Here is a 14,955-nt window from a genome sequence, read left to right on the forward strand (position 1 = left end):
ATGAGTTTATCCACCACTAGCATAAAAAGACCGGTTCTGACGATTGTCTTGAACCTGATGCTGATTCTTTTTGGAATCATTGGCTATACTTATCTGGGCGTACGAGAATTCCCTTCCATTGATCCGGCACAAATTTCCGTTAGAACGAGTTATACGGGAGCAAATGCCGATATTATTGAGTCGCAGATTACAGAACCGTTAGAAAAAGCCATCAACTCAATTGACGGTATCCGAAACATTACTTCTTCGAGTAACCAGGGAAGCAGTAATATTACGATTGAGTTTAATCTTGATAAAAATTTAGAAGAAGCAGCCAATGACGTACGTGATAAAGTATCGCAGGCTATACGAAGCCTTCCGCAGGATATTGATGCCCCGCCGGTAGTTTCAAAAGCTGATGCCGATTCTGAACCTATCATTACGATGACGGTACAGAGTGATAACAAAAACGTTTTAGAACTCTCGGATTATGCAGATAACGTCATTGCCCAACGACTACAAACCATTCCGGGTGTCAGTAGTGTACAAATCTGGGGACAGCGAAAATATGCAATGCGTTTGTGGATGGATCCGGTTAAGATGGCATCTTATGGAGTAACCGTTTCTGATGTAAGGACTGCGCTGGGAAGCCAAAACGTAGAATTACCATCCGGAAAATTAACCGGCGCCAATACAGAATTAACCGTTAAAACGGTAGGAAATCTTTCTACGGAAGAAGAATTCAACAATATTATTATCCTTGCCCAAGGAGAAAAAATAGTGCGTTTCAGCGATATTGGAAATGCTTCATTAGAAGCTGAAAACCTGGAAACTAAAATGAGCGATTCCGGACAGGAGATGGTCGGGATGGCAATTATTCCACAACCAGGAACCAATTATCTTGACATTGCAAAAGCATTTTACATACAATACGACCAGCTAAAAAGAGATCTTCCGAAAGATTTCAAATTAAACATCGCTATTGACAATACTGTATTTGTTAAAAAAGCGGTTGTAGAAGTAGCAGAAACCTTATTGATAGCTATCATACTGGTAGTCCTTATTATCTATCTGTTTTTCAGAAATTGGGCAATTGCTTTCCGTCCGCTGATTGATATTCCGGTTTCCTTGATTGCAACTTTTTTCATCATGTGGCTTTTTGGATTTTCGGTAAATGTACTTACCCTACTTGCAATTGTTCTTGCTACAGGTCTGGTAGTTGACGATGGTATTGTGGTTACTGAAAACATTTTTAAGAAGGTCGAAGAAGGAATGTCGCCAATTGAAGCGGCTATCAAAGGATCTAATGAGATTTTCTTTGCCGTTATCTCCATCTCGATTACACTTGCTGCTGTATTTCTTCCTGTAATATTTCTCGAAGGTTTCGTAGGGCGGCTTTTCCGGGAATTTGGCGTGGTAATTGGCGCTGCCGTTTTAATTTCAGCTTTCGTATCACTGACTTTGACTCCAATGTTGAATGCTTATTTGATGAAAGGCGGCGAACAGAAAAGATCTAAATTCTACAATTGGAGCGAAACTTACTTTTTAAGACTCAACTCGGGTTATGCAGGAGCTTTAGGCCGATTTATGAAACGTAAATGGTTGAGTTTCCCAATTCTTATTATCTGTATAGGTTTGATTGCTTTGTTTTTCAGTACGCTGCAAAAAGAAACCGCTCCTTATGACGACAGAAGTTTTATTGGTGTCAACGTTACCGCACCGGAAGGAGCATCATACGACTATATGGATCGTTTTATGACCGAGTTGTCTAATCTGATCAATGATTCAATTCCTGAGAAAAAAGTGAGTTTGGTTATTACTTCTCCCGGATTTGGATCAGCATCCGTAAACAGCGGACGGGCCAGGATTGCTTTAGTAGAACCGGACGAAAGAAAACGTTCGCAAAAAGAAATAGCCGAAGATCTTACCAAATGGACAAAAAAATATGCTGAAGCCAAGGTTTCAGTATCAGAGCAGCCAACAATTGCCGTAAACCGACGTGGTGGTCTGCCAATACAATACATCATCCAGGCACAAAATTTTGAAAAACTAAGGGAAAAGATTCCGCAGTTTATGGATGAAGCAGCCCAAGACCCTACTTTTTCTATTACTGATGTCAACCTGAAATTCAATAAGCCTGAAATCTATGTGACTATCGACAGGGAAAAGGCACAGAGTTTAGGTGTTTCCGTAATTGATATCGCACAAACGTTACAGCTTTCTTTGAGTGGCCAGCGTTTTGGTTATTATATGATGAACGGAAAACAGTATCAGGTTATGGGACAATTTGATAAAAAAGACCGTGAGGCGCCTATCGACCTTACTTCTATTTTTGTTAAGAATTCTGCCGGAGAATTAATCCAGTTGGATAACCTTGTAACTATTAAAGAAGAAAGCAGCCCGCCACAATTGTACCATAACAACCGTTATATGTCTGCTACGGTTTCCGCAGGACTTGCTCCCGGAAAAAGTATCAGCGACGGTATTGATGCCATGGAGCGTATCAAAGCAAAAGTTCTGGACGAAACCTTTACAACTGATCTTGGAGGCGAATCGCGCGATTTCGTAGAAAGTAATTCAAACACCGCTTTTGCTTTTGGATTGGCATTATTGCTTATTTATCTGATTTTGGCCGCACAGTTCGAAAGTTTTATTGATCCGTTTATTATTATCCTAACAGTTCCTATGGCGGTTGCCGGAGCTTTATTCTCACTTTGGTTATTTGGGCAGACGTGGAATATTTTCAGCCAGATTGGAACCATTATGCTTATCGGACTGGTGACGAAGAACGGAATTCTGATTGTAGAATTTGCGAATCAGCTCCGGGAACAGGGCAAAAACAAAATGGAAGCCATCATGGAAGCGGCAGAATCTCGTTTGCGCCCTATTCTGATGACCAGTTTGGCGATTGCTCTAGGTGCTCTTCCAATTGCATTATCATTAGGAGCAGCTTCAACGAGCCGTATCGGAATGGGAGTTGTTATTGTAGGAGGAACTTTATTCTCGTTGGTACTGACATTATTTGTTATTCCTGCTATCTATTTTATGTGGTCTAGAGAAAAGAAACACAGACCAGAATTTGACAACATAAAAGAATATGAAAAAGAATAATCGCATGAATACTAAGATATTTTTCCAGATTGCTTTCTTTTTTGTCATTTCAATGACAGCTAAAGCCCAGCAAATCTTAACAGTCGAAGATGCGGTAAAGATTGCCCTCGAAAACAATTACGAGATAAAAATTGCCAGCAACGAGCTAAAAATCGATCAGCAGAACGTTAGCCTTGCCAATGCAGGTGTAATGCCGCAATTGAATGCCAACGTAACAGATAATAACAGCATCCAGAATACTACACAGACACAATCTGACGGTTCAGAACGCAAGCTTAACAACGCCAGAAATATGAACCTTACTTATGGTGTTGCGTTAAACTGGACTATTTTTGACGGACTACGTATGTTTGCCCGTTATGATCAGCTTAAAGAATTAGAAAAATTAGGCGATGCCGAGCTTAAACTTGCCATCTTTACTAAAGTTTCTGATGTTATTACAACTTACTATAATCTGGTACAACAGCAACAGCAACTAAAGGCGCTTGATACGACTATCGTAATTTCCAACTTAAGGGTTACTACAGCCGACAATCGTTATAAGATTGGAAAAGCTTCGAAACTGGAAGTATTGAATGCCAAGGTTGACCTGAATACCGATACCACTACTTTGCTTCGACAAAAAGAATTGTATGCCAATACTAAAATCTATCTGAACGAAATTTTAGGCAGGGACGTAAAAACAGAATTTACTGTAGAAGATGAAATTGCAATTGACGAAACGCTCCTACTTCCAGAACTAATGACATTAGCAGAAAAACAGAATCCGCAGCTGCAAACCCAGATTATTAATAAACGGATTAGCGAATTACAGCTCAAACAAGTCAAGGCGAGCCGCTATCCAACTGTAAACATTACATCGGGTTACAATTTTTCACGAACCGAAGCTTCTTTGGGCTTTATCACGCAGTCTACCGGACAAGGATTTACCTATGGCTTTAATGCAAGTATGAATATTTTTAATGGTGGGCTACAAAATCGGAATGAAAAAGCGGCCAAAATTCAAGTGGAAAACTCCAATATTGTTATCGAGCAACAATTACAAACCTTACGATCTCAACTGTCTTCTGCCTACCAAACTTACCTGACCAATCTGGAATTGACCAAGCTTGAATCTAAAAACGAAGAAATTGCAAAAGAGAACCTTGACATCACTTTGGCTAAGTTCAAAATCGGTACAATTGCACCATTGGAATTCCGTGAAGCGCAACTCAATTATGTCAACGCAAAAGTTAGAAACAGCAATGCACAATACGCCGCTAAAGTATCCGAAATTAATCTAAAAGAATTGGCAGGAAATTTATCACTTTCTCAGAATTAAGCCTTTTAACCAACATATTCTTAATTTAATGTTAAGTTATTTACTTATCTTTGAATGACAAACTCTTAAACAAATCAATCATGGAAGTAAATTTTTTAGCATTGCTCGTTGCAGCATTATCGACACTGGTTGTCGGTTTTATCTGGTATAATCCAAAAGTCTTTGGAACCGCCTGGATGAATTCAGCCGGACTTACAGAAGAAAAATTAAAAGGTGCCAACATGGCTAAAATTTTTGGGCTCAGTATCTTATTTGCCTTTTTTATGGCTTTTATTTTACAATTTCTGGTTATCCACCAATGGGGAGTTTTAGGAGCTACAGGTGGAGATCCTGATAAAGCTGGCCCGGCCTATGATGCATTCATGGCTCAATACGGAACAAACTTCCGAACATTCAAACATGGAGCCTTGCATGGTTTTATGACCGGATTATTTTTCACATTCCCACTGGTTGCCATCAATGCTATGTTTGAAAGAAAAAGCTGGAAATTTATTTTTATCAATTCCGGTTATTGGATTGTGAACCTGACGATCATGGGCGGAATTATCTGCGCCTGGATTTAAATTTAATATCATCATAAAATCTCGCCTTATTTCTATTTAGGGCGAGATTTATTATTTTTTTGCAATTGGAAACAACTTTAATCTTCAGGCTTTTTACTTCAACTTCTGAACTTCCTAATGATTGGGATAGTCTCGCATCAGCCAACATTTTTCTTTCAAAATCATATTTAAACATACTGGAGACGGCAGCACCAAATAATATGACTTGTCATTTTATCGGCCTTTTTAAGGAAGAAAAACTTTTAGGAATTGCGCTTTCGCAATTTTTAGATCTGAGTCAGGTCAATTCTTATGGAGAAAGAGACAATTGCGCAAAAACGTCAATTCGAAAATTCATTTTCAAGAACTTCAGTTCTAAGGTATTGATTATTGGGAATAATATGTTCACAGGACAAAATGCTTTGGTATTCAGCCCTGATCTTCCCTATACTGACGGCTTAAAGTTGCTAAAAAAAGCATCCGTAGCCATTGAAAAGAGATTACGTGAGAAAGGAATCAGCACCCATATCACGGTATTCAAAGATTTTGAAAAAGAAGACACCAAATATTTTAAGCTGGCTGAATTTGACGAGTTTTACCAATTCAGCACACAACCCAATATGGTATTTTCTATTAGGGAAAACTGGAAAGATGCAGCTGATTACATAAACGCACTAAATAAAAAATACCGCGACCAGTATAAAAGGGCACGAAAAAAATCGGAAAGCCTGACCAAAAAGAAACTCTCTTTGGAAGAAATTCAAAAACAGGAAAGAACTATTTATGACCTGTATTACTGCGTGGCTAAAAATGCACCGTTCAATACTTTCTATCTTCCTGAGCATCATTTTTCCAACTTCAAAATGCATCTTAAAGATAATTTTCTGTTTTATGGCTATTTTGAAAACGAAAAGATGATTGGTTTCAATACTCTTATTAAAAATGGTGACGCCGTGGATACTTACTTTTTAGGGTATGATGAGAATCACCAAAAAGAAAAGATGCTCTATCTCAATATGCTGTATGATATGGTTTGCCATTCCATAAACAAAGGATTCAAGCAAATTATTTTTGCAAGGACAGCATTGGAAATCAAAAGTTCTGTGGGCGCCATCCCTGAAAAAATGTACGGGTTTATCAAACACCACAATTCTTTTATCAATCTTTTTATCTCTCGTGTTTTTGGCTATTTAGAACCTGAACTCGCCTGGAAAGAACGAAATCCTTTTAAATAATTATTGAGAAGCTGATACCAAAGAAAACGAACACAAAAAAGTCCATTTTCATCAACTCCCTCTCTTACATATAAAACACAAAACTTAGCCTCTCAGAACCTCTTTTAAGGAACCGCCACCCACATCTGATTAGGAAGAATTTCCACTTCCAAACGAGTCACTTCGTCGCAATATTCGCCATCAATCTGAAAACTTACCGGCGAATTCGTTGTAATCGTTGCTTTATCTGTCGATATGATTTCTACGTCGCCATTTTCTACAGGCATATTTCCTGACAATATTTTACTAAAAACAATCAGATCAAGGTTTTTTAGGATTACTATTTCAAATTTGCCATCATTCATTATGCCATTCGGATTAATTGCAACGCCAGTGCCATATTTCTGAGAATTGGCGACTACTACCATCCTGGCTTCCGTTTCAATACGCCCCAGATGCGTTTCTATAACGGCTTGAAAAGGAGCTTTAAGTCCTGCTAGCGTATTGATGGCCTGCAAAGCATATCCTAATTTGCCACGAATACTGCTATTTTCATAATTTTTAATCAACTCGGCATTGATTCCAATATCGCTCAGGTGCAGGCTTTTTTTACCGTTAATGGAAATCATGTCCATTTCCATATAATTGCTATTGAATGCAATTTCCAGATTTTCATCCAGGCTATCCGGAAGATTAAGATCTACCGAAAGTCCGTTAGCAGAACCCGCAGGCAGTATCCCCAAAATGACTTCATAATTCTCTACTGCTTCAGCAACCATTTTAATTGTACCATCACCACCCGCAATTATAATTCTTTCTGCCTTGTTTTTTTCCTGGAGTTTTTGGATTTCGGACTCGTCATTTTTACCGGTTGTTTCATAAATAACCAGATGTATGTTTCCCTTTGCCGCAAATTTTTTAGCTTCGTCAATAATTTCAGTTTTATCAACATCACCGGATATTGGGTTAACTACCAGTATATAATTCTTTTGCGTGTTCATGGCTTATGTATGCTATAATTTTTGTAATTTGTTATTTCGTTATATAAATATAAAACATTTATGAAGCCAATCCTAAAGTTATACCGAGGTTATGCAAATGATCAGGAACTGATTGTGATGGGGCATATTTTTAAGCCGACAACGAAAGAAGATTACGATTTCCAGAAGAAAAATTTCAAAAATGCCAAATCTGTTATCCGTATGTTTCGGATCAAGACACAAAAGAATGCTTCTGTTTATCTGGAACATCACGGAATGAAAATCCATACGAAAAGTATGGATGATGGTTATTTCAAATTTTGCATTCCGCTGTCACGAGATTTGGCTTATGGCTGGAACGAATACAAAGTCAGCACCTACCACAATAATAAAGAAATTTCAAGTAAAGGCAGCTATATCCGACCTCATGAAGGAAACTGGGGCTTTATATCGGATATTGATGATACTTTTCTGGTTTCTCATACCCGAAATCCTTTCAAAAAACTGTACATACTTCTTTTTAGGAATGTGAATGACCGTAAGATATTTGAAGACGTGGTACCACATTACCAGGCTTTAAGTTCTGCCGGCAGAGATAGCAACGCAGAGAAGAATGCTTTTTTTTATGTTTCCAGCAGCGAATGGAACCTCTACAGGCTTATTACTCAATTTACGGAACTGCATGGGCTTCCCAAAGCCGTATTGCTCTTAAAAGACATTAAAACCAGTCTGACTGATTTTTTCTTTACCGGTAGAGGCAGTCACAATCATAAATTTGAAAAGATTAAACATGTTTTGGAATTTTACCCGCATTTGAAATATGTACTGCTTGGAGACGATTCTCAGCATGACCCTTTTTTATATGAGAACATCTGCAAAATTTTTCCGGTTACGGTAAAAGCCGTTTATATCAGGCAGACTGGCAAAAGCAAAAAGAACAAAGCTGAAGAAGCTATGGCAAACATGGAATCGATGGGAGTAGATACCTGTTATTTTAAAAACAGCAAAGAAGCCATTGAGCATTCTGAACGAATAGGCATTACCTCACAAGATTTTCATGAGCGTTTATAAAAAAGCAGGAAACAACTTCCGGCTTTTTACTTTTAAGAGTTTTCAATTTCCATCTGAACGGCTTCCCATTCTTCCAACAGATTATCGAGATCCTTTTTCTTTTTATTATAGGCAATAAAAAAAGAAGCATCTTCTATATGTTTATCATATTCTGATTCCAAAAGCTTGTCATCTTTCTGAATGTCTATTTCAAGCTGTTTGATCTGGCTCTCGACTTTACTCAATTTATTCTGAAGCGATTTATTTTTTTTCTGCTCATCGTAAGACAGCGATTTATCTTTCGGTGCTTCTTTCTTGACAGCATCTTTCTTTTCAACCTCACGCATGTTTTCAAGATTACGCTGCTCTAAAAAGAAATTAATATCGCCTAAATATTCTTTTATCTTTTGGTTTTTGAACTCATATACAATATTCGACATTCCTTGCAGGAAATCCCTGTCGTGAGAAACCAAAAGCAAAGTTCCTTCGTATTGCTGCAATGCGGCTTTCAAAACATTTTTTGATTTGATATCTAAGTGGTTCGTAGGTTCATCCATTACAAGCACGTTTATAGGCTGCAATAGCAATTTACAAAGCGCCAGACGGTTTCTTTCGCCTCCTGAGAGCACTTTTACCTTTTTTTCGACATCATCTCCCCTAAACAGAAAAGAACCCAGCATATCGCGTACTTTTGAGCGGTTGGTGTCATTTGCAGCGTCCTGCATTGTCTGAAGCAGCGTTATTTCACCATCAAGATATTCTGCCTGATTTTGGGCAAAATAACCCAATTGTACGTTGTGTCCTAATTTTATAGTACCAGTATAATCAATATCGTTTACTATAGCCTTGATAAAAGTTGATTTTCCCTGGCCGTTCTGACCTACAAAAGCAATCTTGCTTCCTCTCTCTACCAAAAGTGAAATATCTTTTAAGATAGTCTTATCGCCATAACTTTTGGTTACGTCTTCTGCTTCGATGACTACTTTTCCGGGAGTTACAGAAACCGGAAACGAAATGTTCATTACAGAATTATCATCTTCGTCCACTTCAATTCTTTCAACCTTATCCAGTTTTTTGATAAGCGACTGTGCCATCGAGGCTTTTGAAGCTTTGGCACGGAACTTTTCAATCAGCTTTTCCGTTTCTTCTATCTTCTTGGCTTGATTTTTTTGTGTCGCTAATTGCTTCTCACGAATTTCCTGACGCAATTGCAAATATTGTGAGTAAGGCTTATTAAAATCATAGGCTTTACCCAGAGAAATTTCGATGGTTCTGTTGGTGACGTTATCTAAAAACATCTTATCGTGCGAAACGATTACTACAACACCCGGGAAATTACGCAAGAAATTTTCCAACCAAATAATCGATTCAATATCCAGGTGGTTCGTAGGCTCATCCAGCAACAAGATATCGTTAGACTGCAAAAGCAATTTCGCCAATTCTATACGCATTCTCCAACCACCTGAAAAAGTTTCGGTCTGGTTATTGAAATCTTCTCTCTTAAAACCAAGTCCTAATAAAATCTTTTCGGTATCGCCCACATAATTATATCCGCCTAGCAGATCAAAGCGATGCGTATAATCGGATAGATCTTCAATGATCTGATTGTATTCTTCGCTTTCGTAATCGGTTCGTGTAACCAATTGCTCATTGATTTCTTCCAGCTTTTTTTCTACAATCTTTATTTCTGTAAATGCCTCATACGCTTCTTCCAAGACAGTTCGTCCTTGCTCAAAGTCGATATCCTGACGAAGAAAACCTATTCTTACTTCTTTTTCTGTCGCTATACTTCCTGTATCCGGAGCAATATCACGTGCAAGAATTTTCAGCATGGTAGACTTCCCTGCTCCGTTTTTACCAACAAGACCTACCCTGTCGCCAGCGCCTAGTCTGAAAGTAATTTCTTCAAAGAGATAGGTTCCACCAAAAGAAACTGATAAATTATGTATATTAAGCATTTATTATATTTTTTTTGTAATTGTATGTGTAAATTTGTGGTGTCGAATATGGCAACCAAAATTTTTTGCAAATGTTAAAAAAAGGATCCAAATTATATAGTATTTTAACAGGAACTTGTCCTAAATGTCAGAATGATAAGATGTATGTGGATAGAAACCCATATAATCTGCCTGGCGTTTTCAAAATGCATGAAAAATGCAGTCACTGTGGTTTAAAATATAAAATAGAACCTTCCTTTTTTTATGGGGCAATGTATGTTAGCTATGGCGTAGGAATTGCTTTTGGAGTAGCCGCTTTTGTTATCTCCTATTTATTCCTGGGCACTAATCTTAAAGTTTCTTTTATAGCTATTATTGCCACACTCGTTATTTTCATGCCTATTATTATGAGGATTTCCCGAAATATCTGGATCAACATGTTTGTAGATTACGACAAAGACTGGGATAAAAAATAGGCTACCACTTTATTTTTTTGAATCGCATAATATCTGCAGAAATATCTATCGGTTTCCCCAATTCGATACTTTCAAATAATTGTTTTGCCATATCTGGGCCAATCATCACTCCTCTTGTACCAAGTCCATTGAGCAAATGAAGGTTTGGGTGTTTTGGATGTGTCCCTACTAATGGCTTCCTATCAGCTACTGTTGGTCTGATTCCTGCCAGATGTTCAACAATTTCAAAATCACACTGAAGTACTTCTTTGCTTTTCTCTAAAAGTTCTTTTTTACCTTCTTCTGTAGGCTGATTGGTCTTATCCTCCCAACTGTATGTTGCTCCTACCTTATATAAATCATTGCCCAAAGGCAGTACAAATACAGATGCTTTGATTATGGCGTCTAAATCTAAATCTTTAGCTCTAATAATCAGCAGTTCTCCTTTGGTTCCCTTTAGAGGTAATTGTCCAAAATAAGGATTATCAACCATGCCATAGCCTTCCGCAAAAACAATATTCCGAGCCTGAACATCTTTATATTGGATGTAATTCTCTTTAAACTCTATAGCTGAATAGTCAAAAGTATCTTCCAGCAGCAGGTTGTTTTCTTTCAGATAATTGCGATAACCAAACAATAAAACATCAGTATCAACATAACCAGACTGCAAAACTTCACCAAAATTAAATGGTGAATCAATTGCTTTGTATTTCTTAGAAACTAATTTTGAAGAAAGAAAAGGAGCTAATCCAACTCTATCTGTTGCCAAGAACCAATCATTTTGCTCTTCGACAGAAAATAACTTTCTGTAGACTGGAGTATTGAAGTTGAATTTGGCATTCAACTTTGTTTCCAGATTTGTATAAAAAGATTGCAATAGATCGAGCTGTTCCTGTGCTCTCCATACTCCACTATATCTTTTAAGAATTACAGGATTATACAATCCGCCTGCAACTTTAGAAGAGCGTTGTGAATTATTTTCAAAAAACAAAATGGATTTATTGTGCTGTGAGGCTGTTTCACCAAATGCAATTCCAGCCAATCCGCAACCGACAATCAAATAATCAATCATAATGCAAAAATAAAAAACTCTTGCCTTTGAAAGGCAAGAGTTTTATTTGTATTGGAGAAATTTTTATTAATAATTCCACATATCTTGTTCGAAGTTGCGGATCTTATCTTTTACTCTTTCTGATTCTAACAATTGCATCTGTGCATTGTCTTTCATGTATTCTTCAATCTTTCTATCACCCATCACGTTTTCTTCTTGGTAAATCACACCATTAAAGCGGCGCGAATTTAAAAGGTGGTCAAACGTAATTGGAAGTGCAGAGTTTTTGTCGTTGAAAGCTTTTGCTTCATGAAGAACATCACGCACTGCTGGGAAATATACCCAGAACAATTCGATTGGATCTTCTTGCTCAGTTCCCATTGTATAAACGTCTGGAACTACAGGACAGATACCTTGCAAACGGTATTTTAATTCGCCTTGGCGTTTGTCAAAATACCAGTAACCTTTGATTTTGTAACCCATTACATCAGCTGGTGTAATATCAGTTTTAACGATATTATCTTCTGTGATTTTCTCACCTGCGTTGTATTGCTCACGACCAGCATCTGTTGTATCAATTTTTGACAATGATGATTCAATGTCTTTAAGTGATTTTTTAGTAGTAAAATAACTGTCGTCATATACTTCAGCAATTTTTCCTGACTTCATATTCTCTACAAGAACTGCATACAACGATTTTCTGTCTGGACCAAGGTTACCCTCAACTGGAAAATACATTGGAAAATTGATTCTCTCATCAAGATCAATAAATTCCCAAACCATTTTACCCATCAATACGTCACGATCGTGAACATATCCATACGGTAGTGGCTTATCATTATCGGACTTAAGCTGAGCTTCTGTTTTCTTTCCGATTTCTTGAGGAGTTTTCGCATTCAAAAGATTAGACTGTGCAAAAGACACACTAGAAACTAAGCTTAATGCTACTACTAATGAAAAATTTCTCCAATTCATTTTCTTGTAATTTATTAGTTTGTTAAGTTAAAAACTCAAACTTTCAATAATTATTGTGTTATTTCGTAAGCAACCGGTGCTGTTTTAGGAAGCATGATTGCGCTACCTTCTAATTTAGTCTTGATTTCAGAAATAATGACTACATCACCTCTACTGGCTTTTTGAATTGCAGATTTCGCTCTTGCATCCATTTTGTTACCAGAAACAACGATTGTTGGTTGTCCAGGAACTTTGATGTTGAAACCAACTACATTCAATGTAACATCGAAATCAAAATCTTCAAGGATTGCATTAACAGTTTGAACTTCCAAGTTAGATTTAGGACCTTTAACAGTACCTGTTTCTCTTCCTCTCAAAGCTCCTGTTGGTCCAGGAATGTTCTTGATTCTGAAAAGTTTTTTAGAATTTACTGATGTTCCGTCAGGCAATTTTCCTACAACATTAATAACTACCTCACGTCCGGCACCTGGGCTCATGTTATAAGCACCAGCCCTACCTGCTTTTACTAAACCAGGAGCAGAAGCTGTAACATTGTTATCAGCTACTCCTGCAAACGAAATTGATATCGGGTTTACAACACCACGGTAAACAACATTCATTTTATCAGCAGAAATAGTAGCTTCATTTGGTTTTGGAACTACAACATATTTTCCTTCAAATTTCAAAGGAATCGATTTTCCGTCTTCCAAGAAAGTAAATTGACCGTTGATTGATTGCTCACCAACTCCACCAGCAGTTAAGGAAATAACAGCTTGTCCGTTTTCTAATTTACCAGGACCTTGGAAAGATGTAGGCTTAGTGTTTTCGTCATAACGACCTAATACTACTTTACCTTTTACGTTTTCACCTTGGAAATAAGCATTTTTCTCTAAAACTACAATTGCTTGGTAGTTACTGTATGAAGCCGCTTGTACAGCCGCTTTTCCTAAAGCAGCACTGATTACATCAGATTCTGCTTTTTTAACATCACTTTGCCAAGCTGATAATTTAGCCAAAGAAGCAATTGCTGGGAAACCTTTAAAGTGGTAGTTCAAGAATTTATCTTTCAAACCATCTTTAGTAGTAACATCAGAAACATCAAATGATTTATTCACTTGGTTTAAGATTGCTGAGTATTTTTTCTCACTACCAAGAGCATTTTTCATATCTGCCTTGTAAGTTTCGATAGCACTCATAACTTCTTTACCTCTCTTTGTGTAGCCATCACCAATAAACCAGCTGTTATCAAGGTTATCACCTTTATCCATTGACTCGTATGGTAATTTACCATTTTCTGGCTTAACATGCTTTAAAGTCTCTGCTTTCAAAGTACCGATAAAATCGTAAAATTTCTTCGTAGCAGCTTGAACTTTATGTGCTGTTTCTGCAGCAACAGCAAATTCACCTTTAGCTTCAGCAGCTTTAGTATCTAACGATTGCATCATTTGCTCGTTAGTCAATTTTGCTGCTTCGTTTGCTGCTTCAAATTTTTCATTCATTAGTCCAAAAGCAGATAAAACTTCTTTGGACATATTTAGTGCCAACATCGCGATGAAAACCAGATACATCAGGTTAATCATCTTCTGTCTAGGGGTTAATTTTCCTCCTGCCATTTTTTCTAATTAGTTTATTTTTATTTTGTTAATGAAATAGTCTTAAACTAATTATCCTTTGTTACTCATTGCAGAAAGCATACCTCCGTAAACATTGTTCAATGAAGCAATGTTTGCAGTCATAGATTGCATTTGTTCTTTTAATTTAGAAGCATTATCAGCGATTTCTTTGTTAGCCTCAGCATTTCTAGAAGCACTTTCCAATTGTACTTTGTACAAGCTGTTTAGTGATTCCATTTGAGCTGCAGCCATAGATAATTCTTCACTGTATTTTTTAGTAGCCGCAATTCCGTCAGCAGCTGGAGAAATTCCTTTAGCAGCAGATTCGAAATTTTTGATGCTGTTTCCTAAGCTAGCCATTAATTCACCATCAATTTTAGCTTCTTTCAATAGGTTATCTAATTTTTGAGATAGTAATCCTTGAGCTTCAGTTGGGTTTTCTTTTTTAGCTTCTTTCTTTTTAGCTTCTCCTCCTGCTAATTCAGGATATACAAGAGTCCAATCAATTTCGTTATCTACAGGCTCGAACGCAGACAAAGCAAAGATAACCGCTTCTGTTACAAGACCGATAGTCAACATCACGTTTCCTGTTAACGGTCCTATTTCGAAGTGAATAATCTTAAATAATGCCCCTACGATTACAACTGCCGCTCCCATACCGTAAGCGAAATTCATTGCTTTTTTGCTTAAAATTGCCATAATAATAAATAGTTTTTAGTTAGTTAAGTAAATATAATAATTATAAAGT

12 protein-coding genes are annotated in these 14,955 nt (G+C 37.2%); 6 read left to right on the forward strand and 6 right to left on the reverse strand.

Annotation, left to right across the window (positions count from 1 at the left end):
* From ABH942_RS06160 to ABH942_RS06175, 4 genes are all read left to right on the forward strand, one after another.
* Nucleotides 1-3,090 carry an efflux RND transporter permease subunit gene (locus ABH942_RS06160; protein WP_370030190.1) on the forward strand — a complete coding sequence of 1,030 codons (3,090 nt, stop codon included), beginning with the start codon at nt 1-3 and terminating at the stop codon, nt 3,088-3,090.
* A complete protein-coding gene (locus ABH942_RS06165) occupies nt 3,077-4,411 on the forward strand; it encodes a TolC family protein (protein ID WP_370030192.1) in 1,335 nt (444 codons plus the stop codon). Before ABH942_RS06160 ends, ABH942_RS06165 begins: the two co-directional genes overlap by 14 nt.
* Before the next feature lie 80 nt (nt 4,412-4,491).
* Complete coding sequence (locus tag ABH942_RS06170) at nt 4,492-4,974, forward strand: DUF1761 domain-containing protein (protein ID WP_370030194.1); 483 nt, start codon at nt 4,492-4,494, stop codon at nt 4,972-4,974.
* 65 nt (nt 4,975-5,039) lie between these two features.
* Nucleotides 5,040-6,188: an 8-amino-7-oxononanoate synthase gene (locus tag ABH942_RS06175; protein ID WP_370030196.1), complete on the forward strand. Its 1,149-nt coding sequence runs from the start codon at nt 5,040-5,042 to the stop codon at nt 6,186-6,188.
* A 104-nt stretch (nt 6,189-6,292) separates the two neighbouring features.
* Here ABH942_RS06175 and ABH942_RS06180 read toward each other — a convergent pair whose 3' ends face one another.
* Entirely contained in the window at nt 6,293-7,168 is an 876-nt protein-coding gene (locus ABH942_RS06180; RefSeq protein ID WP_370030198.1) for a diacylglycerol kinase family protein, read from the reverse strand.
* A 60-nt stretch (nt 7,169-7,228) separates the two neighbouring features.
* Here ABH942_RS06180 and ABH942_RS06185 point away from each other — a divergent pair, with 60 nt between their 5' ends.
* On the forward strand, nt 7,229-8,218 hold the full coding sequence (locus tag ABH942_RS06185) for an App1 family protein (RefSeq protein ID WP_370030200.1): 990 nt from the start codon (nt 7,229-7,231) through the stop codon (nt 8,216-8,218).
* Between the two features lie 32 nt (nt 8,219-8,250).
* On the opposite strand, the gene ABH942_RS06190 is transcribed toward ABH942_RS06185, so the two are convergent.
* Nucleotides 8,251-10,155 carry an ABC-F family ATP-binding cassette domain-containing protein gene (locus ABH942_RS06190; protein ID WP_370030202.1) on the reverse strand — a complete coding sequence of 635 codons (1,905 nt, stop codon included), beginning with the start codon at nt 10,153-10,155 and terminating at the stop codon, nt 8,251-8,253.
* Between the two features lie 71 nt (nt 10,156-10,226).
* Between ABH942_RS06190 and ABH942_RS06195 the strand changes: the two genes are divergently transcribed.
* On the forward strand, nt 10,227-10,610 hold the full coding sequence (locus ABH942_RS06195; protein ID WP_370030204.1) for a DUF983 domain-containing protein: 384 nt from the start codon (nt 10,227-10,229) through the stop codon (nt 10,608-10,610).
* Nucleotide 10,611: 1 nt separating this feature from the next.
* Here ABH942_RS06195 and ABH942_RS06200 read toward each other — a convergent pair whose 3' ends face one another.
* The 4 genes from ABH942_RS06200 to gldL form a co-directional block, all read right to left on the reverse strand.
* On the reverse strand, nt 10,612-11,661 hold the full coding sequence (locus ABH942_RS06200) for an NAD(P)/FAD-dependent oxidoreductase (protein ID WP_370030207.1): 1,050 nt from the start codon (nt 11,659-11,661) through the stop codon (nt 10,612-10,614).
* Nucleotides 11,662-11,727: 66 nt separating this feature from the next.
* The gene (gene gldN / locus ABH942_RS06205; RefSeq protein ID WP_370030209.1) at nt 11,728-12,615 is read right to left on the reverse strand and encodes a gliding motility protein GldN; all 888 of its coding nucleotides are present in this window, start codon (nt 12,613-12,615) and stop codon (nt 11,728-11,730) included.
* Between the two features lie 50 nt (nt 12,616-12,665).
* On the reverse strand, nt 12,666-14,207 hold the full coding sequence (gene gldM, locus ABH942_RS06210) for a gliding motility protein GldM (protein ID WP_370030211.1): 1,542 nt from the start codon (nt 14,205-14,207) through the stop codon (nt 12,666-12,668).
* Between the two features lie 51 nt (nt 14,208-14,258).
* Nucleotides 14,259-14,906: a gliding motility protein GldL gene (gldL, locus tag ABH942_RS06215; protein WP_140002064.1), complete on the reverse strand. Its 648-nt coding sequence runs from the start codon at nt 14,904-14,906 to the stop codon at nt 14,259-14,261.
* Nucleotides 14,907-14,955: the final 49 nt, after the last annotated feature.

The sequence above is a fragment of the Flavobacterium sp. 28YEA47A genome, from assembly GCF_041262125.1.
Lineage (GTDB): Bacteria > Bacteroidota > Bacteroidia > Flavobacteriales > Flavobacteriaceae > Flavobacterium.

Coding starts and splice junctions, on each gene's coding strand:
- ABH942_RS06160 (WP_370030190.1), top strand. CDS start 1: ATGAGTTTATCCACCACTAGCATAAAAAGACCGGTTCTGACGATTGTC.
- gldM (WP_370030211.1), bottom strand. CDS start 14,207: ATGGCAGGAGGAAAATTAACCCCTAGACAGAAGATGATTAACCTGATG.
- ABH942_RS06200 (WP_370030207.1), bottom strand. CDS start 11,661: ATGATTGATTATTTGATTGTCGGTTGCGGATTGGCTGGAATTGCATTT.
- ABH942_RS06170 (WP_370030194.1), top strand. CDS start 4,492: ATGGAAGTAAATTTTTTAGCATTGCTCGTTGCAGCATTATCGACACTG.
- gldL (WP_140002064.1), bottom strand. CDS start 14,906: ATGGCAATTTTAAGCAAAAAAGCAATGAATTTCGCTTACGGTATGGGA.
- ABH942_RS06190 (WP_370030202.1), bottom strand. CDS start 10,155: ATGCTTAATATACATAATTTATCAGTTTCTTTTGGTGGAACCTATCTC.
- ABH942_RS06165 (WP_370030192.1), top strand. CDS start 3,077: ATGAAAAAGAATAATCGCATGAATACTAAGATATTTTTCCAGATTGCT.
- ABH942_RS06185 (WP_370030200.1), top strand. CDS start 7,229: ATGAAGCCAATCCTAAAGTTATACCGAGGTTATGCAAATGATCAGGAA.
- gldN (WP_370030209.1), bottom strand. CDS start 12,615: ATGAATTGGAGAAATTTTTCATTAGTAGTAGCATTAAGCTTAGTTTCT.
- ABH942_RS06195 (WP_370030204.1), top strand. CDS start 10,227: ATGTTAAAAAAAGGATCCAAATTATATAGTATTTTAACAGGAACTTGT.
- ABH942_RS06180 (WP_370030198.1), bottom strand. CDS start 7,168: ATGAACACGCAAAAGAATTATATACTGGTAGTTAACCCAATATCCGGT.